This is a genomic window from Variovorax sp. V118, assembly GCF_041154445.1.
Lineage (GTDB): Bacteria > Pseudomonadota > Gammaproteobacteria > Burkholderiales > Burkholderiaceae_C > Variovorax > Variovorax boronicumulans.
The window spans coordinates 1,916,749-1,938,174 of sequence record NZ_AP028663.1 but is presented as its reverse complement, the minus strand read 5'-3'; the positions used below and the strand labels follow the sequence as shown (position 1 = coordinate 1,938,174).

Sequence of the window (21,426 nt, the reverse complement as noted above, 5' to 3'; positions counted from 1 at the left end):
TGGTCTCACATCGAGGGGATGACGCCATGACGATAAAGACCACCGCGCAAGAACCTAACGCCACCCCCCACCGCCGAGGTCGGCATGGCCTCTTGCACGCGATCCAGATCCCCATCCACTTCCTGTCGGTGCTGGTCCTCTCTGCCTGCGTACTGGCTGCTCCTGCGGACGCTCGGGCTCAGGTCAATCCCGAGATCGCCAACTGCGTCGAGCTCAAGGACGAGGCCACAGTCACCCAGGCCGATCTCTGCGCCGCGCATGTCGGCTGCCGCTTCGTGCTGAACGTGCAGAAGACCTGCGCACGCGCCAAGAGCTACCTGGAGCGGCTGCAGGCTGCCATTGGCGAAGGCACGCGCACGCTGCTGTTCGGCTATCGCAAGGAAGTCACACCCGATGCCATCTTCACGGCAGAGCTGAACAGCGAGGAGCGCAGCAACGAGCGTGCGCTGGGCGCCCGGCCCGACGTCCAGCCCCGTGCACAGGACATCGGCAACCGCGTGCGCGATGCGGGCACCGGCGATACCCTGAGCGGCAATGGCAAGAACGGCACCACCTGGGTCTACTACGGCCAGACCCGGGATGGCCAGGAAGAAGGCGCCGGCACGACGATCTTTTCCAGCGGCGAGATCCAGCGCGGCCAGTACCGGCAAGGCGAGAAGCAGGGGGCATTCGACGTCCTGCACCCCACCGGCGACCGGTTCGTGGGCGAGTATGTGAACGGCAAGCGTGTCGGCGCGGGCGCGTACGGCTTCAAGAACGGCGCCACCCTGGTCGGCCGCTGGACCGACACAGGCGCCGTGCAGGGCACTTTCACGCGCGCCGACGGCTCCCGCTTCGAAGGCCTGCGCGTGGACGGCAAGCCCGCCCAGGGCCGCGAGTACCGCGCCGACGGGTCGCTGTCCGAGGAAGGCCGCTACGAAAAGGGCGTGCTGTCGGTAGGCGCGCGCATCGACACCGAGGGCAACCGGATCGACGTCAACCTGCCGCGCGACCGCGAGGCCGCCGCACGCGCCGAAGCAGAAAAGAACCGGCTCGCGGCCGAAGCCGAACAGCAGCGCAAACGCGAGCAGGCCGCCCAGGCCGAACAGCAATTCCGAACCAGCCTGCAGACGATGAACCCCGGCCAGCTCTTCGCCCGCGCCGACGAACTGAACGCCCAGGGCGACCACGCCCGCGCGCGCGAGGTGCAGCGCACCTTGATGAGCCGCTTCCCCGACCATCCGCTGGCGGCCACGACAGCGCGGCAGATGACGGGTGAGTCGGGTGGCAGCACGAACGCGGGTGGCGGTTCGTCGCCAGCGGGCACGGCCAACGCGGCCAGCCGCTCTGCCGGAACGCGCCTTTCCAGCCAGACCTGCGAAGCCATGAAGCAGTCGGTCATCGCGACGAAGGTCGCTCCCAATGCCTCGATCACCGCCAGCCAGGAAACGGTGATGTTCATGACGAAAACGGTGCTGGACATGATCGCCGCCAACTGCCCCACCGAGCCCGGCGTGACACCCGCCCAGATCGCCGCGGAACGCCAGACGCGCCAGCAGCAGTACGCTGCCGCCGAGAACGCCTGCAATGCCGTGCAATCCGGCGGGCGTCGGTGCGTTGCGCAGAATCATTTCGGGCCCGGCCGTTGAGGCCCTGCGAGTGCAGGCCTCACGGCCTCACGCGCAGCCGCTTTTCGCGGGCCTCAGCACCGTGCCCTGAACTGCTGATCCCGGGCCTCCTTGCGTTGCTCGGCGATCCAGGATTGCGTCGCGCCACTCTGCGGCTGCCGCGCCAAACGGTCGTAGTACGCCACCCGCTCGTTGAAGTGCGCACAACGCGACGTGTCGCCACTGGCCCCCGTCACACCCGGCGACGTCGCGCCGCGTTGCTGTGCGGCCTGTTGCTGGACCGCATAGCCCTGCCGGGTTTGCCGGTCGGCCATCTCCACCTGCTGCTCCCACGGCAATCCTGCCGGGACCGGCTCGATGCGCTCGACCAGCGCGCCCCGCTCGCGGCAGTGATTCGGCGACCAGAAACGCCCACCGCTGTTGCTGACGCAGAGAAACACCTGGGACGCACCGGCCGCCTCGAGATTGCGCACCGGCGGCGACACGTCGACCACGCGGCCGCCGCTGCCGCCGCAGGGCTCACCGCTGTACTGGTTGCCGCATCGATAGACCTGCTGGGCCTGGGCCATGCCGCTGGCGATCAGGAGAAGGCTGGCGAGGAAGGTAAGGCGCATGGACGCGATGGTAGTAGCGATGCCTCGCAGTGCACAGGTGCATCGACGCCGGCCGCGCCGATGCACCGCGCGAACCCGTCACACGCCGGCCTTGGCGCCCGCTGGACGCAACGCCTCCCGCGCACGAGCGGAGAGCGGCACGCTCTCGGGCAGCAGCGCCAACGCCTGCGCCCCGCGCGCCGCAGTGCCCACATTGGCCACGAAGGTCCGCCGCGCGTCGTGGAACTCGAAGATCAGGTTGAAGGTGCCATAGGCCTCGCGCACATCGACCTGGCGGATGTCCGCGAAAGGCCGCTCGCGCTGGCGCAGCACGCGATACACCAGCTGCTCGCCTTCGATGCGCAAGACAGGGTTCAGGCTGTTGGTCGCCAGCGCCACCCACGGCAGTCCGCGCAGGCCGGTGAAGGTGGCCACGACGGGCACTACCCCGCCCTTGATTGCAAGGGGCGCAGCGCCCGCCCGGGGCGCCTTGGGCGTACGGAGCTTCTTCCAGAGCCAGTAGAGGAACCAGAACGACAGCCCTTGAAGAACGATCACTCCGACGGTCCCCAGGACGGTCATCCAATCCATCTGCACGTCGCCTTCCTCAGTGACACAAGCCCGGGCCCTCCCCCGGCAAGGCGCCATTAAAGCAGAGGGCTCCACGCGCCAGATGCGCGCCATCTGTCATTTGAATTATGGATTCAATACTGTACATTTAAACAGTATTCTCAAGGAATCCACATGCCGAAGAACGCATCGCAGTCCAACGCGTGGGTGAACCATGACCCAAGCTGAACTCTTCTTCCCCCGGCCGGCGACGCCGCCCTCGCCCCTCTTCAACTTCCATGAGCCCGCCGCCGCTGCGGCCGCGCTCGAAGACACCGAAGACGAGCCGCGTGACGCCTTTTCCGCGAAGCTGATCGACTACCCCCACTCGTCGGCCGACGCGGTCAGGGTCGCCGAGCAACGCTTCCGGCGCGAACTCGAAAAGCAGCTGGGCGCCGACGTGCTGCCAGCCATGCGCGCCTTCCAGAACGCCAGCGAGTCGAGCGACACCGACCTCACCAAGCTCGAGATCGCGCTGGCCGCGCGCTGGGTCAAGGCCTACGACGCTGCGCGCACGGCGGGCTTTCGCGACCTGGGCGACACGGATGAAGCCTACTTCGAGGTCAAGGCGATCTAGCACCCTGGCGAGGGCGCGTACCAGTTTTCGGTGATGGCTCCCTCGAGGGCAAAAAGACACACTTCGACGCGTTTGTCTTGTTTGCTTTCACAGGGGAAGAGTCCATGCCGATCCACGTCCACATCCACGGTGTCCATGGACAACCGCCGCGCGCCCGCGCCTTTCGGCATCTGACTGCCGTGGCCTTGCTGGTTGCCGGCAGTGTCCATGCGGCCGGCCTGGTCCACGGCAACGTGGGCAATGCGGGCGCGTGGGATTCGGGTGCATCCGGCGGTGTCGGCGGAAGTGCCGCCTCGGCCTCTGGCGACGGTGCCACAGCGCTGGGTGCGGGCGGCGATGGCGGTGTGGGAGCGTCCGGCGGAGCCGGCGGCACGGGAGGGTCCGGCGCCAGCACCACCGCAAGCGGCACGACGGCCATCGGAGGCGGAGGCACCGGTGGACAGGGCGACGCAGGCGGCACAGGCGGCACCGGAGGACGTGGCGCCCAGGCATCGGCCAGCGGGGCGATCGCGCTCGGCGCGGGAGGCACCGGCGGTAACGGTTGCTGCGGCTTTGGCGGCCAGCCGGGCGGCAGCGGCGCACGGGCATCGGGCGACGCCGCCGTCGCCATCGGCAGCGCCTTGGGCACCCAACAGGGCGCCCAGGCCTCCGGCAACGGCAGCACGGCCATCGGCGGCGCGAGCGACACAGCCTCGGGTGCGGCAGCGCAGGCCACTGGCAGCGTGGCGATCGGCTCGGGCAGCCGGGTCGCAAACGGCGCGAACGGCGGTGTGGCCATCGGCGCGAACTCGGTCGCCACATCGGCCAACACCGTGTCTTTCGGCAGCGCGGGACAGACGCGCGGCCTGGTCAACGTCAGCGCCGGCGCGGTGAACGCCACCAGCACCGATGCCGTCAACGGCGGCCAGCTGTACACCGTGCGGCAGGCCGCGGACACCGCACAGGCCGCGGCCTCCGCGGCCAATGGCACGGCCGTCCTCGCGAGGGACGCCGCGAGCGCGTCGCAAGGCACCGCCAACACCGCCCTGGGCACCGCGCAAACCGCGCAGGCCGCGGCGGCGGCCGCCCAGGGCACGGCCAACACCGCGACCACGGCCGCAGCCACAGCCCAGGGCACCGCCAACGCGGCCCTCGGCGCGGCGCAAGGTGCGCAGGCCAGCGCCACGGATGCCAAGGCCACCGCCGTCGCCGCGCAAGGCACGGCCAACACGGCGCTGGGCGTGGCGAACAACTCCGTGCAGTACGGCACGGGCGGTGCCCAGGTCGCGCTGAACGCCAACGGCGGCGCCGGCACCACGCTGAGCAACGTGCGCGCGGGCGTCGCCGCCACCGACGCCGCCAACGTCGGCCAGCTGCAGCAGGTGCAGCAAGGCGCGCTGACCACCGCCAACACCTTCACGATGCAGCAGATCGCCGCCTTGCAGGGCGTCATGAACCAGGCGCTGTCCAACGGCCTGTGCAGCTTCAGCGGCGGCAACGTGACCTGCGGCACCGGCGCGCAGGCCACGGGCACGGGCGCCACCGCGCTCGGCACCAACGCCACGGCCCAGGGAGACAACACCACGGCGATGGGCAACGGGGCGCAGGCGCGCTACGCGGGCTCGGTGGCGATCGGCGCGGGCGCGAAGGCGCTGGCCGATCCGACGACCGCCGTGGGCAACGACGCCGTCGCCACCGGCAACAACGCGGTGGCGCTGGGCGCCAACACGCTGGCCGCGGGATCGAACTCGGTCGCCCTCGGCCAGGGTTCGGTGGCCACGCGCGACAACTCGGTGTCGGTGGGCAACGCCGCCACCGGCCAGACACGCAGCATCGCCAACGTGGCGCCCGGCGTGCTGCCCACCGACGCGGTCAACCTGCAGCAGGCCCAGCAGCTGACGGCGGCCGCGGTGTCCGAGGCGCGCAGCTTCGCGGCCAAGGGCGTGGCCGCGGCGATGGCGATGGGCGATGCGCCGATGCCGTCCGCACCGGGCAAGACCAGCTGGGCCGCGCAGCTGGCGAACTACAAGGGCCACTCCGCGATGGGTGCCAGCGTCGTGCACCGCCTTGCGACGGACATGCCGCTGGCGCTCTCCGCCGGGGTCAGCGGTTCGAGCGGATCGGTGGGCGTGCGCGTGGGGCTGAAGGGCGAGTTCTGACGCGATGGCGCCGCTCGCCCGCCGCGCATAAGAAAACACGAAAAGCGTATTTCCCAGCGACGGCATGGCGCGGGCACAGTCCCACGCCTGTATCGCTCTTTTTCCGGCGCGCCCTCGGGGCCGCCCGGCTCTCCATGGCATCCATCCACGACACGCCGACGCGCCCTGCCGCGCCCACGGCCCCCGCCCGCCCTTCCACGCTCGCACCCTCTTCCCAGCAACTCGCCGAGCGCTTCCGCCCCGTCTTCGCGCGCATCGCCGAGCACGCGGCGCAGCGCGAGAACGGCCGCGAACTGGCCTACGCGCCGGTGGCCTGGCTCAAGGCCGCCCGCTTCGGCGCACTGCGCGTGCCGCTCGCGCACGGCGGCCTCGGTGCGTCGGTCGAGCAGCTGTACGACCTGCTGATCGAACTCGGCGAGGCCGACTCCAACCTGCCGCAGATCCTTCGCGCGCACTTCGGCTTCATCGAACGCCTGTTCGCCGAGATCGACCCCGCGCTGCACGGCCCCTGGATGCGCCTGGCGGCCGACGGCGTGATCTTCGGCAACGCCACCACCGAGCTCGGCGAAGGCGCGCTCGGCGCGCTGCAGACCACGCTCACGCGCGACGCGCAGAGCGCCGACACGTGGCGCCTGGACGGCGACAAGTTCTACAGCACCGGCACGCTCTACGCCGACTGGATCTCGGTCGCGGCCCAGCGCCTGAACGACGACGGCAGCAGCGACCGCGTGATCGCGCTCGTGCCGGCGGAAGCGGCGGGCGTCGAGCGTATCGACGACTGGCGTGGCTTCGGCCAGCGCCTGAGTGCCTCGGGCACGACGCGCTTTCGCCAGGTGCGCGTGAAGCCCGAGCACGTGCTGCTGTACGTGCGCGACCAGCCCACGCCGCTCACCGCGCATTTCCAGCTCACGCACCTGGCGACGCTGGCGGGCATCGCACGCGCCATCGTGCGCGACGCCGTGGCCTTCGTGCAGCCGCGCAAGCGCGTCTACAGCCACGGCAGCGGCGCCACGCCGCGCGAAGACCCGCTGGTGCAGCAGGTGATCGGCCAGCTCGCGAGCACGGCCTTCGTGGCCGCGTCGACCGTGCAGGCGGTGGCGCGCGGCCTGGGCGAGGTCGATCGCCACCTGCAACGCGGCGAGGCCGTGCCCGAGCAGTTGCTGTTCGAGGTGGAGCTGAACACCGCCAAGGCGCAGGCCGGCATCGTCGATGCGGTGCTGCAGGCGGGCACGCGGCTGTTCGACATCGGCGGCGCCTCGGCGCTGCAGGAAGACCGGCGGCTCGACCGGCACTGGCGCAATGCGCGCACGCTGGCGTCGCACAACCCGACGATCTACAAGGGGCGCGTGGTGGGCGACCACCTGCTCAACGGTGCACGGCCGACCTTCTACTGGGCGGTCGGCGCCATCGCGAGCTGAGACGAGAAGAAAGAAGCAGCTAGGAGCTGTTCAGACCCGCGGCAGCGCCGCGAGAAAGGTCGACACCACGATGGCAGCCGCGCGATCGAGCTGCAGGATGTCGGCGACGTCGAAGGCGTTCGGCGCCGTGTGGCCGCTGGTGCCGAGCGGCTTGCGGATTTCGACCAGCACTTCGGCGGCGAGTTCGCGATCGCTGCGCGGACGGCCGTCGGGGTGCATCACCCACTCGTCGACCTGCTCGATGGGGATGCTGCGAAACACCCCCACGATCGGGACGTACTTGTAGCGGTCCTCGCCCACGAGGATGGGCACGCTGAGATTGCAAAAAAACGTATTCGTCGACATGCGGAACGCCGTCGCTAGCCAAAGCAAAAGTTGATTAATTGTTTTCGAGTGTGACTCCGATAGTCATTTTCCCGACCGAGGGCATACGGCAAGACGTGACCTTCTGCACACAAAGTGCGGTCAATTCCGCCGAATTACTCGGGAAAACAACTACTTAATTCTTACACAAAGACACGGATGGCGCGCTTTGTGTACGATTTTTGGCATACGAAATGTTGCGACCGCCGCTTCGGCCGGTCAAATCAGGCGCGCAAACAGCTGCGCCTCGCGGTGTCCGCACCGCGAGGAACGCAGGAAAAAACGAGAAGAAGAAACTCAGGCCGGCGCGCTGAACTGCGGCGCCCGCCGCTCGATGTTGGCCTTCACGGCCTCGAGCTGGTTGGGGCTGCCGATCAGCACCTGCTGCTCGACCGACTCGGCGATCAGCAACTCGGCGGCGCTGTGCGCGAGCGACGCGTTCAGCAGCCGCTTGCCGGCGCGGATCGCGTCGGGGCTCTTGCCGGCAATCTCATGCGCCATCTGCAGCGCCTCGGCCAGCGGGTCGGCGGCCACGCGCGTGGCCAGGCCCAGGCGCACGGCCTCCTCGCCCGAGAAGATGCGGCCGGTGAAGGTGAGTTCGCGCACGACGTCGGTGCGCGCCAGTTCGCGCATCAGCACCATGCCGGCCATGTCGGGCACGAGGCCCCACTTGATCTCCATCACCGACAGCCTGGTGTCGGCGCCCACGAGCCGGATGTCGGCACCCAGCGCCACCTGCAGCCCGCCGCCGAAGGCCACGCCGTGCACGGCCGCGATGACCGGCACCGGCACTTCGCGCCACACCATCGCCACCTGCTGCGCGGCATTCGAGAGGCCGTGCGTGCGCGCGACCAGGTCGGTGCCGCCGGCCGAGGCGCCCAGCACATCGCTGGCGGCGCCCTGCCCCATGCGTTCGAACGACGCCATGTCGAGCCCCGCGCAGAAGGCCTTGCCGCGGCCCGCGATGACCACGGCGCGCACGCTCTTGTCGTCGCGCAGCGCTTCGCCCGCCTGGACCAGCGCGTCGAACATCGCGGGGTCGAGCGCGTTCATCTTGTCGGCGCGCGCCAGCTGCAGTTCCACCACGCCGTCGGCGTGGCGGGTCCATTCGATACGGTCGCTCATTGCATGTCTCCTGTCGGTGTCCGGGTATCGGCCCAGTATCGCGCGACCGGGCCGCTGGGCGATGATGCGCACTGTCGCCGACCCAACACCTCCGCCGCCTCGCCATGCCCCTGGACCGCCGTCACTTTCTCCTGCAATCGGGCGCCACCGCCGCCGTCGTCGCGCTGTTCGGCCAGGGCTGCGCGCGTTCGCAGCTGCCGCCTTCCACGAGCGCGACAAGCCCGTCGGGCTTCTTCACCAGCGTGCCCATTTCGCAACGCGACGCGGTGGTGGTGCCGCCGGAGTACGAGTGGCAGATGCTCTACCCCTGGGGCGCGCCCACGGGCGTTGCGGGCCGCATGCCGGCCTTCGCGCCCGACGCCGGCAACAGCGCCGACGAGCAGGCCCTGCAGGCCGGCATGCACCACGACGGCATGCACTTCTTCGCGCTCGATGCGCGCGGCGAACGCGGCCTGCTCGTGATGAACCACGAGTACACCGACGAGCAACTGCTGCACACCGACGGCGTGAAGGCCTGGAACGCCGACAAGGTCCGCAAGTCGCTGCATGCGATGGGCGTGTCGGTCATCGAGGTCCGCCGCACACCCGAGGGCTGGCGCCAGGTGCTGCCCTCGCCCTACGCGCGCCGCGTGCACGGCCGCACACCGATGCGCATCGCCGGCCCCGCCGCGGGCACGCCGCTGATGCGCACCGCCGCCGACCCGACGGGCACCGGCGTCTTCGGCACCTTCGCCAACTGCGCGATGGGCGTCACGCCCTGGGGCACCTACCTGACCTGCGAGGAGAACTTCCACGGCTATTTCGGCGGCCCGAAGGAGGCCGCGAACCACGCGACACCCGCGCAGCGCCGCTACGGCACGGTGCCGGGCGCGCAGTGGGTGGAGTACTGGCGCTTCGACGAACGCTTCGACCTGAGCCGCCACCCGAACGAGCCGCACCGCTTCGGCTGGGTGGTCGAGATCGATCCCTTCGACCCCGACTCGGTGCCCGTCAAGCGCACCGCGCTCGGCCGCAAGCGGCAGGAAAGCGCGACCTGCACCGTTGCGAAAGACGGCCGCGTGGTGGTCTACATGGGCGACGACGCGCGCTTCGAATACATCTACAAGTTCGTGAGCCGCGACCCTGTGCGCCCCGGCACCGATGCCGCCGCGCGCGCCGCCAACCGGCACCTGCTCGACGAAGGCACGCTGCACGTCGCGCGCTTCGACGCCGACGGGCGCGGGCGCGGGCGCTGGCTGGAGCTGGTGCACGGGCGCCACGGCATCGACGCCGCCAGCGGCTTCGCCAACCAAGCCGAAGTGCTGATCCACGCGCGGCTGGCGGGTGACATCGTTGGCGGCACGAAGATGGACCGCCCCGAATGGATCGCCGTGCATCCGCACAGCGGCGAGGTGTACGTCACGCTCACCAACAACACGCAGCGCGGCGACCTCGGCAAGCCCGGCGCCGACGCCGCCAACCCGCGCGCGCCCAACTTCTTCGGCGGCATCCTGCGCTGGCGCGAGGACGGCGGCGACGCGGCGAGTACAGCCTTCGCGTGGAACCACTACGCGCTCGCAGGCGACCCCGCGCAGCCCGGTGCCGGCACGCGTTACCCCAGCGACCACGCCGACGTGTTCGGCTGCCCCGACGGCCTGCACTTCGACAGCGGCGGGCTGCTGTGGATCCAGACCGACATGAGCGGGCAGTCCATGGGCAAGCCGCCCTACGCCGCGCTCGGCAACAACCAGATGCTGTGCGCCGACCCGGCCACGGGCCGCATCCAGCGATTTCTCACGGGGCCCAACGGCTGCGAGATCACGGGCTGCGTGGTCACGCCCGACCGGCGCACGCTGTTCGTCAACATCCAGCACCCGGGCGAGTCGCGCGACGACGGCGACGCGAAGCACAACAGCGCCTGGCCCGACGGCTCGCAGCCCGGCAGCGCGCGCCCGCGCTCGGCCACGCTGGCGATCCGCCGACGCGACGGCGGTATCGTCGGCACCTGACAGTCGAACACATCACAACAACAGCCCAAGGAGATCCCCGTCATGAGCATCCGCATCGTCCGACTCGGCACCCCGCGCGCACCCGGCGAAGGCCTGCGCATCGGCACCGTGCGCCGCCCGCCGCGCGGCGTGCCAAAGACCGAGTTCGCCGCGCAGAACTGGTACGACGTGTGGTACCCCAACCTCGCGCCGTCGGCCGAGACGATGAAGCTGGGCCAGGAAGCCGAGACGCCGGCGCAATGGAACGCCTTCATGCGCAAGTACAAGGCCGAGATGGCCGAGGCCGATGCGAGCCGCAGCCTCGACCTGCTCGCGGCGCTCTCGCACACCGCTGCGCTGGCGGTCGGCTGCTACTGCGAGGATGAATCGCGCTGCCACCGCTCGCTGCTGCGCGGCCTGCTGGCCGAGCGCGGGGCGGACATCGCAGCCTGAGCGAAGTCGTTCAGACCAGCGGCGCGCCGACGAACACGGGCAGTTGCTCTGCCTGCGCCGTGTAGGCGGCGAGCAGCGGAAAGTCCGACGGGCGCACCGCGTCGGGCAGGATGAACTGCGTGAAGGTCCAGGCCACCGCCGCCGAAATACCGCCCTGCGTGATCGTTTTTTCTGCGGGTGCCGCCAGCGGCGCAGCCGCCAGTTCGCGCTCCACCTCGGCATAGGCCGTGTTCAGCTGGCCCTGCACGCGATCGACCCACGGCTGGTGCTGCTTCTCGCTGGGCCGCAGGTTGCGCTCGTAAACGATCTGCACCGTCTTCTCGCAGGCTGCGAGCGCGAGCCCCGTGAGGCGCAGGTCGCGCAGCCGGCCGGCCGGGTCGGCAGGAAACAAGCTGCGCCCCGCCACAACCTGCGCATGATCGATGATGAGCGTCGAATCCATCAGCACCGTGCCGTCATCGCACACCAGCGTCGGGGCCTTCACCACCGGGTTGATCGCGCGGAACTGCTCGAAGGTGCTGAAGACCGAAATCGAGCGGTGCTCGAAAGCGAGGCCGAGCAGGCGCAGCGAGATCGCGGCGCGGCGAACGAAGGGCGAGTCGAGCATGCCGACGAGTTGCATGGGGTCTCCTGGAAAAAGATGACTGCCACCATAGCGGCTGCGCCGCGCGCGCAGAAGGGCAACCCATCGAAAATCGGCGCCGCCTACCGATCGATCATCGGTCCCCTCTTCTTTCGCCGCACGCCATGACCCTCGACAAGAAAGACCGCCTCATCCTCGAAGCCCTGCAGACCGACGCGCGCCAGAGCCTGGCCGCGATCGGCAAGCGCATCGGCCTGTCGCAGCCCGCGATGAGCGAGCGCGTGCGCAAGCTGGAGCATGCGGGCGTGATCGAAGGCTACGGCGCGCGCGTGAACCTGCGCGCGCTGGGCGTGGGGCTGGAGGCCATCATCCGCATCGACACCACGCACGCGGCCATTGCGCGCTACCTCGCGCTCTTCGAGGCCATGCCCGAGGTGCTCGCGGTGGACCGCGTGACCGGCGCCGACTGCTTCTTCGTGCGCTGCGCCATCGCCGAGCCCACTGACCTGGAGCGCGTGGTGGATTCGCTCGCGGTCGATGGTTCGGTGACCACCTCGCTGGTGCTGTCGAGCCCCGTGCGCAAGCTGGTCACCGTGGGTGCGGCAAAGGCGCCGCGCAAGTAAGCGTCAGCGCTGCGCCTTGTCCTTCTGGTTCTGCGCCTCGATGCGTTCGCGCGCGGCCAGCCAGTCGGCGTCGCTCCACTCGCGCAGCTCGTAGAAGTTGCCGCCGGTGGCCAGCGCATTGCCGCCGTCCATCATGATGCTCTGGCCCGTGAGCCAGTCGCACTGGCCCGGCGCCATCAGGAAGGACGCAAGGTTCTGCAGCTCGCTCATGCGGCCCACGCGCGCCATCGGGTTGGTCTTGATGCTGCGTGCGCCAGGTTCCTCGCCGGGGTTCAGGCGCTTGCTCATGCCTTCGGTCGGGATCTCGCCGGGGCCCACGGCGTTCAGGCGGATGCCGTGGCGCGCCCACTCCACCGCGAGCGACTTGGTCATGACCTCGATGCCCGCCTTGCTCATGGCCGAGGGCACGACGTACGGGCTGCCGTTGTCGACCCAGGTGACGATGATGCTCATCACGCTGCGAAAGGCATCGCCCGGCTTCCACGCGCCCGACTTGGCCTGCGCCACCCAGCGCTTGCCCACGGCCTGCGTCACGTAGAAGCTGCCGTGGAACACGATGTTGGCCACGGCGTCGAAGGCGCGCGGCGAGAGGCTCTCGGTCGGCGAGACGAAGTTGCCCGCCGCGTTGTTGACGAGGCCCGTGAGCCCGCCGCTCTGGAACAGGCTCTCGACCATCTCGTCGACCTGCTGCGCGATGCGGATGTCGACGCCGAAGGCATCGATGCGCCGATCGGGAAACTGCTGGCGCCAGGCGGCGGCGGTTTCCTCGCAGACCGCCTGGCGCCGGCCGCAGATGGCGACGTCGGCGCCCAGGCTCAGGAAACGCTCGGCCATGGCACGGCCGAGGCCGGTGCCGCCGCCGGTGACGAGGATGCGCTGGCCGCGCATCAGGGATGCTTCGAACATGAGGGTCTCCTTGGCGTTGCGGCAGCGGCAGGAGCGCGTGCTGCCATCGCCGCATGCTACGACCGCCAGGGCGCCGTGGCTTGCGGAATCTGGCTTTGCCGGCGGGTGAAAATGGCCGCGCCCTTCTTTTCCCTGCACCTTCCGGACACACGACCCATGCCCCGTTCCTCCGATGCTTCCTTCCTGCCGCTCGACGGCGTGCGCGTGCTGAGCCTGGCGCTCAACCTGCCGGGCCCCGCCGCGCTGCTGCGCTGCCGCACGATGGGCGCGACCTGCCTCAAGCTGGAGCCGCCCGGCGGCGATCCGATGGGGCTGTACAACCGGCCCGCGTACACGGCGCTGCACGAGGGCGTCGAGGTCCGCACGGTCGACCTGAAGACCGAAGCCGGCCAGGCGCAGCTGCACGCTGAACTGGCCCGCACCGACGTGCTGCTGACCTCGTTTCGCCCGTCGGCGCTGCAGAAGCTGAAGCTCGACTGGGCCTCGCTGCAGGCGCGGCACCCGGCGCTGTCGCAGGTCGCCATCGTCGGCGCGCCGGGCGAACGCGCCGAGGAGCCGGGCCACGACCTGACCTACCTCGCCGAGAGCGGCCTCGTCACCGGCACGGCGCTGCCACCCACGCTGTACGCCGACATGGGCGGCGCGCTGCTCGCGAGCGAGGCGGTGCTGAAGGCCGTGCTGCAGCAGACCCGCCAGCGCGGCGGCGTGTACCTCGAGGTGGCGCTGAACGCCTCGGCCGACTGGCTCGCCCTGCCCCGCACCTGGGGCCTGACAAAGCCCGACGGCGCAGTGGGCGGCGCGCACGCCGGCTACCGGGTCTACCCCTGCGCCGACGGCCGCGTGGCGGTGGCGGCGCTGGAGCCGCATTTCGCCGCGCGCCTGTGCGACGTGGCCGGCGTGGCGCCGCCGGACATGATGGCGCCGGCCACGCACACGGCACTGGCCGCCTGGCTCGCGACGCGCACGCGCGCCGAGCTGGAAGCCATGGGCCGTGAGCGCGACGTGCCGCTGCTCACGCTGGCCGACTGACGGCGCTCAGGACGCCGGCAGGCGCAGGTCGCTCAGCTTGCGATCGAGCTTGATGAGCCAGATGCGCGTCGGCCGCTCCAGGTCGGAGCCGCGCGTGATGCGCGCCCGGGTTGCGCCCGCGGGGCAGCCGCTGAGCTGGCCGTCGACGGCGGCCGTGCAGTCTTCCACGCTGCCGGCCACGCGGGTGCCATCGGCGCCGAGCAGCACGGTGCCCAGGCCGAAGTCGTTGTCGTTCACCAGCGCCAGGGTCTGGTCGTCGACGATGGTCAGGCCCTCGGCCTTCTCGGCCAGCCAGCCCAGCACGTTGAGGTCGAGCAGCTCGGTCTTGCGCATCGTCACCACGGTCGAATAGTCGACGCCATTCGATGGGGCCTGCGTGATGCTGCTGATCTCGAGGTTGTGGTTGAACTCCGGGGCGGCGATGTTCGTCGCGTTGGCCGGCAGCTCCACCAGCATCAGCTTGTTGAACACCTTGCCGTCGCCCTTGCGCGCGCCCTGCTCGATGACGATGAAGCGGCCGTTGCCCAGGCTCACCATGTCGCCGAGCTTGGCGTTGCCGGTGCGGTCCTTGTCGTACTGGCTGCCGTCGATCGGGTAGGCGTAGAGCTTCGAGGTCTCGGTGGCCGGATCGAACGCGAGCCAGCGCGTGAACTTCGCGATGTGGCGCACATCGGTGTTGCTGCCGCCCGGCGGCTTGGCCTTGATCGACTTGCCGTTGGCGTCGCGCGGGTCGATCGGGCTCTGCAGGAAGCCGTGCAGCACGCCGCTGGCCACATCGAGCGTCAGGCCTTCCATGCCGCGGTTGGGGCGGCGCTGGGCCAGCACGGCCGGCAGGTCGGTGGCGCCGGGGCCGGGCGCGTACTTCTTCTCGATCACGCCGCTGGCGATGTTCAGGCGCGCGATGAAGGGGCCGTACTCGTCGCTGGTCCACAGCACGTTGCGCGCCTTGTCGAGCACCAGGGCCTCGGGGTCGAGGCCGTTGGCGTCGTAGCCGGCCTTGGCTTCGTCGAACTTGTACTGGTCGGTCAGCGGGGTCTCGCCGGTCGAGCCCACGCCCGAGCGCGGCGGCAGGCCGGTGATCTTGGTGTTGGCGTCGCGCTTGAGCGGCACGCTGGTGCTGAGCACCGCGCCGGTCTTGCCCACGCGCACGATGCCGAAGCTCGGCGCGAACGATGGCGCCGGGAACACCTTGCTGATGCTGGTGACACCGTCGCCGCCGCCGGGCACGGGCGCGGTCGGGCCGTCGCCGTTCGGGCCGCGGTCGGTGATGGCGTAGAACTCGAGCGCGCCGTCGTCGGCCTTGCCCTTGAACGCCAGGCCCGAGCCGTAGGCCGGCAGGAAGCCCTGCGGAAAGTCGGCCTTGATGTCCGCGCTGTCGCCCTCGTAGGGCACGTGGAAGCGGGTGTCGGCCTGCAGCTGGTAGCGCGTGACGGCGATGCCGATGGCGCCGAGCTGATTGGTCTGCGTCGACGCTTCGGTGACCGGTGCGGCCAGACGCGAGGCCAGCGTGTCCTCGAAGTGCTCTCGGGCCAGCATGCGGCGGTTCGAGTCGACCATGCGGGCATTGTAGGGAGCGGGCAACGCGGCCAGCACTGCGTTGAGCGCGGTGTGGAAGGCGTCGGGCGCGGCGTTGAAATCGAGCGCGCCGGCCGTCAGCGCAGCCTTGAGTGCGGGCGTCAGGCGGATGCCGTTGGCGGGATCGCGGTCCTCGTCGAAGCTCTGCAGCGCGAGCAGGCGGTTGACCACGGCATCGGCCTTCACGTCGCTGCCGCCGGCCAGGGTGAGCGGCGTGATCGCGTCGCCGCATGCGGCGCTGCCCAGGGCCAGCGCGCCGGCGCTGAAGGTGACGGTCTCGCCATCCTTGCAGATGAATTCGCCCTTGGCGTTGGTGGCGGCCTTGGGGGCGCTGCCGGCCACGTAGTCGAGGCCTTCGACTGCGGCATCCAGGAAGGTGCCGGTTTTCGACTGTGCAGCGGGCGGATTGGTGGTGCCGCCGCCCACGGGGAACGACCAGCCGCCCCCGCCGCCGTTGCCGCCGCCGCAGGCGGTCAGCACCGCGCCAGCGCCCACGAGCGCCAGCCATCCCATCCTCGATCCTCTTGTTGTCTTGCGCATTGCTTGTTGTCCTTGTGATGCGCCCGCGCAAAGGCGCAAGCCCCGGCGATTAATGCCGAGGCAGATGACAAGCCCGTGAAACTGCAACCGAAAGGTTGCGGTGGTCGACGCCTTTTCAGCGCCCGCTGCCGTCGCGCTGGCGGTCTTCGCGCTTGACCGCGAGGTAGGTGTCGAGGTCGACCTCGTGCAGCTGGCGCGGGTAGCGCTCGGCCGCCGCGAACCAGTAACGCTGCCGGCGCTCGGCCGGGTCGTTGGCCCCGGTGGCCAGGTAGGCGTCGAGCGTGAGGAAGTAGCGCATCGCATTGCGCTCCACCAGCCCGCGCAGGCCGCGGATGTACTCGGGCTGGCCGTCGGCGCCCTTGCCCACCACGGTGAAGCCCACCTTGGAGCTGCCGAAGGTGGCGAGGTAGGCCTGCGTGGCAAGCCGCACCATCGTGTTGTGGTTGTAGCCGTAGCTGAAGTGCAGGAAGGTCTTGCGCTCGTCGAGCGCCACCGCTTCGAGCCGCACGCGGTAGTTGCTGGTGCCGAACGGGCCGGTGTCGGCCGACATCTCGACCTGCAGGTGCTCGGGCGTGGCGCTGGCCACGCGGTAGGCAAACGGCAGCTCGAAGGCCTGGTCGACCGGCTTGTCGTAGCGGCGCACCACGAACAGCGTGAGCGTCTCCTTGCCCTGCGGCGAGGTGCTGATGCGGCAGCGCCGGTTGTTGATGTGCAGCGTGAGCAGTTCGCACCAGTGGTCCGAGCCCTTGAGCGCCGCGCTGACCTTCGACAGCGGATGCTCGACCACGGCGTAGATGTCGCCCTCGAGCCCGCCGGGCGTCTCGGTGGAGTCGAGCTGCACGGGGCGCCCGAAGCGGCTCTGGTCGAGCTTGTCGCTGAGCTTCTGGTGCTCGGCGCGCAAGGCCTGGGCACCCGCGGGCGTGGAGGCCTCGGGGGCCGCCGCCTGCGCCAGCAGCGACACGCCGCAGCAGGCGGCCACCGCCAGGATGCGCTTCCACGAAACCGGCACGGGGGGCGAACTGCTCGTCATGGGGCTACACGATACCCCGGTTCCGCCGCACCAGCAGCAGCATCGCCCCCGCCAGCAGCGCCGCCCCCAGCCATTGGCGCGGCGCCATCGGCTGGGCCAGCCACAGCGCCGCCAGCCAGGCGGCCACCAGCGGTTCGATCAGCGTGCCGACCACCGCCGCCGTCGGCGACAGCCGACGCGCGCCCCAGGCGAAGGCCAGGTAGGCGACCGAGGTGGTGGCCACGCCGGTGTAGGCCGCGCCCGTCCATTGCGCCGTGCCCTCGGGCCAGGTGATGCCGTTCGCAGCGGCGACGCCGAGCATGCACAGCGCCGCGGCGCTCATGCCCCAGGCGGACGCGGTCACGGCCGGTACCCGCGCCGGCATGCGCGCGTTGCCCAGCACCACCAGCGCATAGCAGACGGCCGAGCCGAAGGACCACGCCAACCCTGCGCCGTAGCCCGTCGGCAAGGCGCCCCAGCCAGCGGCCGGCATCACCAGCAGCAGCACGCCCGCCAGCGCCAGCACGAGGCCACCGAGCAGGCGCGCGCCGAAGGGTTCGTAGCCGCGCAGCACCGACACGCAGGCCACGATCAGCGGCGCGCAGCAGATCGAGATCACCGTCGGCAACGCGGCACCCAGGTGCGCGATGCCGGCGAACCAGCAGCTCACGTTCAGCGCCATCGCGGCGCCGGTGCCGACGACGTGGCCCTGCTCGCGCCGCGTCAGGTGGCGCCACCCGGCATCGGCGACCGGCGCGCGCCGCGTCGCCTGCCAATGCAGCCACCACAGCAGCGGCATGCCCAGCGCGAAGCGCGCGAGCGACAGGCTGTGCGGCGCGATGCCGCCGTCGATCAGGAATTGCGCCACCAGGGCGCCGCCGCCCCAGAGCACGCCGGCCAGCAGCACGCCGCCCCAGGCCAGGGCGGCCGTTGTTCTTGCATTCATGTTGAAACTCTCCGTGAGGCCCGCTGCCTCGGCGTCGCGTCGACGCATTGCCGGGGGCGGGCATGACCATCCGGCCACCGCCCAACTCTTCTTCATTCAGCGGAAGAAGGCGGACGGCAGCGACCACTTGCGGGCCTGACGGGCGCGGCGCGAAGCGCGCGCGAACGTCAGCGGCAGGTCGACGAAGGGGGAGAGTGATGCAGGTGCATGAGCGGCCGATGATAGGAGCGGCGCCCCGCGCCCACAAGAGAGAATCGCCGGCATGTGCCCTGCCCTTTCTCACCGCATGCCATGAAGCGCCAAGGTCGACTCGTTCGTTGGGAGGCCGAGCGCGGCTTCGGTTTCATCCGCAGCCCGGAGGTGTCGGCCGACGTCTTCGTGCACCTGCGCGACTTTCGCGACCGCCAGCTGAAGCCGCAGGTCGGCATGGCGGTGCACTTCGACGAAATTCATGTCGGCGGCAAAGGGCCGCGTGCGGTGGCCGTGGAAGCGGCTGCAGCCTCGGCGGCTGCCGTGCCTCGTGCAGCATCACGCCCGCAGCCTCGCCGGCCTTCGGGTCGCAGCACGGCCGGCACGCCGTGGGGCGCGTGGCTGATCGGGGTCTACGCGCTGGGCCTGGGCGCCGCCGTCTGGCTCGATCGCCTGCCGCTCCCCGCACTTGCGGTCGTCGCAGGGCTGAGCCTGCTCACCTTCGGGATCTATGCCTTCGACAAGAGCGCGGCGCAGGCCGGGCGCTGGCGCACGCAGGAAAGCACGCTGCACCTGCTCGCGTTCGCGGGCGGCTGGCCGGGCGCATGGTGCGCGCAGCAGCTGCTGCGGCACAAGTCGAGCAAGGCGAGTTTCCTGTGGAGGTTCTACGCCACGGTCGCGCTGCATTGCGCGGCGCTGGGGGCGTGGGTGTTCTGGCTGTCGAAGCACGCGGCCTTCGGCTGACCGCGCCTTCGACAACGCCTCAACGCACCTTGCGTGAAGGCTTGTTGAGCGGCTTGCCGCCGCTGCCGTTGTCGCGCGGCGGCAGGCCCGTGTGCTGCGTGAGGATGCGGCCCTTGGAGGGCTTCACCGGCGCGAGCCTGACCGGCGCCGCGGCCTTGGCGGCCACCGGCGCGGAGGTCGAGTTCTTGCGGCGCGCGCTCGTGTAGCCGCCATCGGTCAGCGGCTGCCACGTCGGGATCAGGTGGTGCTTGCCGTTGCCGATGAGGTCGGCGCGGCCCATGCTCTTCAGGGCCTCGCGCAGCAGCGGCCAGTTGTTGGCATCGTGGTAGCGCAGGAAGGCCTTATGCAGGCGGCGACGCTTGTCGCCGCGCACGATGTCCACCGTCTCGCTCTCGCGCGTGATCTTGCGCAGCGGGTTCTTGTTGGTGTGGTACATCGTCGTCGCCGTGGCCATCGGGCTCGGGTAGAACGTTTGCACCTGGTCGGCGCGGAAGCCGTTCTTCTTGAGCCAGATCGCGAGGTTCATCATGTCCTCGTCGCTGGTGCCCGGGTGCGCGGCGATGAAGTACGGGATGAGGTACTGCTTCTTGCCCGCCTCGGCCGAGTACTTCTCGAACATCTGCTTGAACTTGTCGTAGCTGCCGATGCCGGGCTTCATCATCTTGGTGAGCGGGCCCTGCTCGGTGTGCTCGGGCGCGATCTTGAGGTAGCCGCCGACGTGGTGCTGCACCAGCTCCTTCACGTACTCGGGCGACTGCACGGCCAGGTCGTAGCGCAGGCCGGAACCGATGAGGATCTTCTTGATGCCCTTGAGCGCCCGCGCACGGCGGTAGATCTTGATGAGCGGGTCGTGGTTGGTGCCGAGGTTCGGGCAAATGCCCGGGTACACGCAGCTGGGCTTGCGGCACGCCGCCTCGATGGCGGGGCTCTTGCAGCCCAGGCGGTACATGTTGGCCGTCGGTCCGCCCAGGTCGGAGATGGTGCCGGTGAAGCCGCTGACCGAATCGCGGATGGCCTCGACCTCCTTGATGATCGAGTCTTCCGAGCGGCTCTGGATGATGCGGCCCTCGTGCTCGGTGATCGAGCAGAAGGTGCAGCCGCCGAAGCAGCCGCGCATGATGTTCACGCTGAAGCGGATCATTTCCCACGCGGGGATCTTGGTCGCGCCGTCGTGGCTGCCGTTCTCGTCGGCGTAGCGCGGATGCGGGCTGCGCGCGTACGGCAGGTCGAACACGTGGTCCATCTCGGCCGTGGTGAGCGGAATGGGCGGCGGGTTGATCCACACGTCGCGCGCCGTGGCGCCCTCGCCGTGCGCCTGCACGAGCGCGCGGGCGTTGCCGGGGTTGGTTTCGAGGTGCAGCACGCGGTTGGCGTGGGCGTAGAGCACCGGGTCGCTGCGCACCTGTTCGTACGACGGCAGGCGGATCACCGAGCGGTCGCGCGGCGGCACGGCGATCTTGCCGCGGCCTTGCAGCGCCGGGTTGGGCACGAAGTTCAGCGGCTTGATGGCGGGGTTGACGACCGAACCGGCGGCGGAGCCCGCGGCTTCGGCGGCCTTGGCGACGGCTTGCGCCTCGTCTTCCTTCGCGCAGGTGGCGCCGTTGGCCTTGGCCTGGTCGGACACCATCAGGTACGGGTTGACGTGCGCCTCGACGCGGCCCGGCTCGTCGACGCTGGTGGAGTTGATCTCGAACCAGGCCTCGGGCGTTTCGCGGCGCACATAGGCGGTGCCGCGCACGTCGGTGATCTGCTGCACCGGCTCCTTAGCGGCCAGGCGGTGCGCGATCTCGACGATGGCGCGCTCGGCGTTGCCGTACAGCAGCAGGTCGCACTTGGCGTCGACGACGATGGAGCGGCGCACCTTGTCCGACCAGTAGTCGTAGTGCGCGATGCGGCGCAGCGAGCCTTCGATGCCGCCCAGGATGATCGGCACGTCGTTCCAGGCTTCCTTGCAGCGCTGCGAATACACGATGGCCGCGCGGTCGGGGCGCGAGCCGCCGACGTCGCCGGGGGTGTAGGCGTCGTCGCTGCGGATCTTCCGGTCGGCCGTGTAGCGGTTGATCATCGAATCCATGTTGCCGGCCGTGACGCCGAAGAACAGGTTCGGCTTGCCCAGCACCTTGAAGGGCTCGGCGCTTTGCCAGTCGGGCTGCGCGATGATGCCCACGCGAAAGCCCTGCGCCTCGAGCATGCGGCCGATGACCGACATGCCGAAGCTCGGATGGTCGACGTAGGCGTCGCCCGTGACCACGATGATGTCGCAGCTGTCCCAGCCGAGCGCGTCCATCTCCTTGCGCGAGGTCGGCAGGAACTTGGCCGTGCCGAAACGGGCCGCCCAGTACTTGCGGTAGCTGGTCAGCGGCTTGGCGGCACGCGCAAAAAAGGAGACGTCGACGGGGGCGTTCATCGGTGGGAGCGGACAGCGCCGGGGC

At 70.1% G+C, this 21,426-nt stretch carries 19 protein-coding genes; 9 read left to right on the top strand and 10 right to left on the bottom strand.

The genetic code is table 11. From position 1 onward, the window contains the following. Positions 1–26 precede the first annotated feature (26 nt). Positions 27–1,628 (top strand): hypothetical protein, encoded by a 1,602-nt coding sequence (locus ACAM52_RS08710; RefSeq protein WP_369646728.1) that lies wholly within the window; start codon positions 27–29, stop codon positions 1,626–1,628. Between the two features lie 53 nt (positions 1,629–1,681). Here the strand turns inward: ACAM52_RS08710 and ACAM52_RS08705 are convergent, their stop codons facing one another. Then, positions 1,682–2,221: a hypothetical protein gene (locus ACAM52_RS08705; protein ID WP_307693087.1), complete on the bottom strand. Its 540-nt coding sequence runs from the start codon at positions 2,219–2,221 to the stop codon at positions 1,682–1,684. 78 nt (positions 2,222–2,299) lie between these two features. After that, positions 2,300–2,791 carry a hypothetical protein gene (locus tag ACAM52_RS08700; RefSeq protein WP_307693088.1) on the bottom strand — a complete coding sequence of 164 codons (492 nt, stop codon included), beginning with the start codon at positions 2,789–2,791 and terminating at the stop codon, positions 2,300–2,302. A gap of 193 nt (positions 2,792–2,984) precedes the next feature. On the opposite strand from ACAM52_RS08700, the gene ACAM52_RS08695 reads away from it, so the two are divergent. The 3 genes from ACAM52_RS08695 (at position 2,985) to ACAM52_RS08685 (ending at position 6,942) form a co-directional block, all read left to right on the top strand. Then, the gene (locus ACAM52_RS08695; protein WP_307693089.1) at positions 2,985–3,386 is read left to right on the top strand and encodes a hypothetical protein; all 402 of its coding nucleotides are present in this window, start codon (positions 2,985–2,987) and stop codon (positions 3,384–3,386) included. 104 nt (positions 3,387–3,490) lie between these two features. Then, positions 3,491–5,524, top strand: a complete 2,034-nt coding sequence (locus tag ACAM52_RS08690) for a YadA family autotransporter adhesin (RefSeq protein ID WP_369646727.1) — start codon at positions 3,491–3,493, stop codon at positions 5,522–5,524. Positions 5,525–5,658: 134 nt separating this feature from the next. After that, positions 5,659–6,942 (top strand): acyl-CoA dehydrogenase, encoded by a 1,284-nt coding sequence (locus ACAM52_RS08685; protein WP_369646726.1) that lies wholly within the window; start codon positions 5,659–5,661, stop codon positions 6,940–6,942. A gap of 30 nt (positions 6,943–6,972) precedes the next feature. On the opposite strand, the gene ACAM52_RS08680 is transcribed toward ACAM52_RS08685, so the two are convergent. Next, on the bottom strand, positions 6,973–7,287 hold the full coding sequence (locus ACAM52_RS08680; protein WP_070060970.1) for a hypothetical protein: 315 nt from the start codon (positions 7,285–7,287) through the stop codon (positions 6,973–6,975). A gap of 315 nt (positions 7,288–7,602) precedes the next feature. After that, positions 7,603–8,430, bottom strand: coding sequence for a crotonase/enoyl-CoA hydratase family protein (locus ACAM52_RS08675; protein ID WP_369646725.1), 828 nt, complete (start codon positions 8,428–8,430; stop codon positions 7,603–7,605). Positions 8,431–8,534: 104 nt separating this feature from the next. On the opposite strand from ACAM52_RS08675, the gene ACAM52_RS08670 reads away from it, so the two are divergent. Both ACAM52_RS08670 and ACAM52_RS08665 read left to right on the top strand, forming a co-directional pair. Continuing rightward, the gene (locus tag ACAM52_RS08670) at positions 8,535–10,418 is read left to right on the top strand and encodes a PhoX family phosphatase (protein ID WP_369646724.1); all 1,884 of its coding nucleotides are present in this window, start codon (positions 8,535–8,537) and stop codon (positions 10,416–10,418) included. A 42-nt stretch (positions 10,419–10,460) separates the two neighbouring features. Next, complete coding sequence (locus ACAM52_RS08665; protein WP_070060973.1) at positions 10,461–10,850, top strand: DUF488 domain-containing protein; 390 nt, start codon at positions 10,461–10,463, stop codon at positions 10,848–10,850. A 10-nt stretch (positions 10,851–10,860) separates the two neighbouring features. Here ACAM52_RS08665 and ACAM52_RS08660 read toward each other — a convergent pair whose 3' ends face one another. Beyond that, the gene (locus ACAM52_RS08660) at positions 10,861–11,472 is read right to left on the bottom strand and encodes a glutathione S-transferase (RefSeq protein ID WP_369646723.1); all 612 of its coding nucleotides are present in this window, start codon (positions 11,470–11,472) and stop codon (positions 10,861–10,863) included. A gap of 125 nt (positions 11,473–11,597) precedes the next feature. Between ACAM52_RS08660 and ACAM52_RS08655 the strand changes: the two genes are divergently transcribed. Then, complete coding sequence (locus ACAM52_RS08655; protein ID WP_369646722.1) at positions 11,598–12,056, top strand: Lrp/AsnC family transcriptional regulator; 459 nt, start codon at positions 11,598–11,600, stop codon at positions 12,054–12,056. A gap of 3 nt (positions 12,057–12,059) precedes the next feature. On the opposite strand, the gene ACAM52_RS08650 is transcribed toward ACAM52_RS08655, so the two are convergent. After that, complete coding sequence (locus ACAM52_RS08650; RefSeq protein ID WP_307635602.1) at positions 12,060–12,962, bottom strand: SDR family oxidoreductase; 903 nt, start codon at positions 12,960–12,962, stop codon at positions 12,060–12,062. A gap of 156 nt (positions 12,963–13,118) precedes the next feature. Between ACAM52_RS08650 and ACAM52_RS08645 the strand changes: the two genes are divergently transcribed. Then, on the top strand, positions 13,119–13,991 hold the full coding sequence (locus tag ACAM52_RS08645; protein WP_369646721.1) for a CoA transferase: 873 nt from the start codon (positions 13,119–13,121) through the stop codon (positions 13,989–13,991). 6 nt (positions 13,992–13,997) lie between these two features. Here the strand turns inward: ACAM52_RS08645 and ACAM52_RS08640 are convergent, their stop codons facing one another. From ACAM52_RS08640 to ACAM52_RS08630, 3 genes are all read right to left on the bottom strand, one after another. Continuing rightward, positions 13,998–16,079: an esterase-like activity of phytase family protein gene (locus ACAM52_RS08640; RefSeq protein WP_369646720.1), complete on the bottom strand. Its 2,082-nt coding sequence runs from the start codon at positions 16,077–16,079 to the stop codon at positions 13,998–14,000. 142 nt (positions 16,080–16,221) lie between these two features. Then, positions 16,222–17,115 carry a hypothetical protein gene (locus tag ACAM52_RS08635; protein WP_369646719.1) on the bottom strand — a complete coding sequence of 298 codons (894 nt, stop codon included), beginning with the start codon at positions 17,113–17,115 and terminating at the stop codon, positions 16,222–16,224. Between the two features lie 25 nt (positions 17,116–17,140). Further along, positions 17,141–18,061, bottom strand: a complete 921-nt coding sequence (locus ACAM52_RS08630; RefSeq protein ID WP_369646718.1) for a DMT family transporter — start codon at positions 18,059–18,061, stop codon at positions 17,141–17,143. A 291-nt stretch (positions 18,062–18,352) separates the two neighbouring features. On the opposite strand from ACAM52_RS08630, the gene ACAM52_RS08625 reads away from it, so the two are divergent. Beyond that, positions 18,353–18,994: a DUF1294 domain-containing protein gene (locus ACAM52_RS08625; protein WP_369646717.1), complete on the top strand. Its 642-nt coding sequence runs from the start codon at positions 18,353–18,355 to the stop codon at positions 18,992–18,994. A 19-nt stretch (positions 18,995–19,013) separates the two neighbouring features. Here ACAM52_RS08625 and ACAM52_RS08620 read toward each other — a convergent pair whose 3' ends face one another. Continuing rightward, on the bottom strand, positions 19,014–21,401 hold the full coding sequence (locus tag ACAM52_RS08620; RefSeq protein WP_062481079.1) for a YgiQ family radical SAM protein: 2,388 nt from the start codon (positions 21,399–21,401) through the stop codon (positions 19,014–19,016). Positions 21,402–21,426 lie beyond the last annotated feature (25 nt).

Bases quoted from the DNA above. Each gene is read 5' to 3' on its own strand.
- ACAM52_RS08695 (WP_307693089.1), top strand. From the start codon at position 2,985: ATGACCCAAGCTGAACTCTTCTTCCCCCGGCCGGCGACGCCGCCCTCG.
- ACAM52_RS08705 (WP_307693087.1), bottom strand. From the start codon at position 2,221: ATGCGCCTTACCTTCCTCGCCAGCCTTCTCCTGATCGCCAGCGGCATG.
- ACAM52_RS08680 (WP_070060970.1), bottom strand. From the start codon at position 7,287: ATGTCGACGAATACGTTTTTTTGCAATCTCAGCGTGCCCATCCTCGTG.
- ACAM52_RS08660 (WP_369646723.1), bottom strand. From the start codon at position 11,472: ATGCAACTCGTCGGCATGCTCGACTCGCCCTTCGTTCGCCGCGCCGCG.
- ACAM52_RS08710 (WP_369646728.1), top strand. From the start codon at position 27: ATGACGATAAAGACCACCGCGCAAGAACCTAACGCCACCCCCCACCGC.
- ACAM52_RS08675 (WP_369646725.1), bottom strand. From the start codon at position 8,430: ATGAGCGACCGTATCGAATGGACCCGCCACGCCGACGGCGTGGTGGAA.
- ACAM52_RS08645 (WP_369646721.1), top strand. From the start codon at position 13,119: ATGCCCCGTTCCTCCGATGCTTCCTTCCTGCCGCTCGACGGCGTGCGC.
- ACAM52_RS08655 (WP_369646722.1), top strand. From the start codon at position 11,598: ATGACCCTCGACAAGAAAGACCGCCTCATCCTCGAAGCCCTGCAGACC.
- ACAM52_RS08630 (WP_369646718.1), bottom strand. From the start codon at position 18,061: ATGAATGCAAGAACAACGGCCGCCCTGGCCTGGGGCGGCGTGCTGCTG.
- ACAM52_RS08690 (WP_369646727.1), top strand. From the start codon at position 3,491: ATGCCGATCCACGTCCACATCCACGGTGTCCATGGACAACCGCCGCGC.
- ACAM52_RS08650 (WP_307635602.1), bottom strand. From the start codon at position 12,962: ATGTTCGAAGCATCCCTGATGCGCGGCCAGCGCATCCTCGTCACCGGC.
- ACAM52_RS08640 (WP_369646720.1), bottom strand. From the start codon at position 16,079: ATGGGATGGCTGGCGCTCGTGGGCGCTGGCGCGGTGCTGACCGCCTGC.
- ACAM52_RS08685 (WP_369646726.1), top strand. From the start codon at position 5,659: ATGGCATCCATCCACGACACGCCGACGCGCCCTGCCGCGCCCACGGCC.
- ACAM52_RS08665 (WP_070060973.1), top strand. From the start codon at position 10,461: ATGAGCATCCGCATCGTCCGACTCGGCACCCCGCGCGCACCCGGCGAA.
- ACAM52_RS08670 (WP_369646724.1), top strand. From the start codon at position 8,535: ATGCCCCTGGACCGCCGTCACTTTCTCCTGCAATCGGGCGCCACCGCC.
- ACAM52_RS08625 (WP_369646717.1), top strand. From the start codon at position 18,353: ATGAAGCGCCAAGGTCGACTCGTTCGTTGGGAGGCCGAGCGCGGCTTC.
- ACAM52_RS08620 (WP_062481079.1), bottom strand. From the start codon at position 21,401: ATGAACGCCCCCGTCGACGTCTCCTTTTTTGCGCGTGCCGCCAAGCCG.
- ACAM52_RS08700 (WP_307693088.1), bottom strand. From the start codon at position 2,791: ATGGATTGGATGACCGTCCTGGGGACCGTCGGAGTGATCGTTCTTCAA.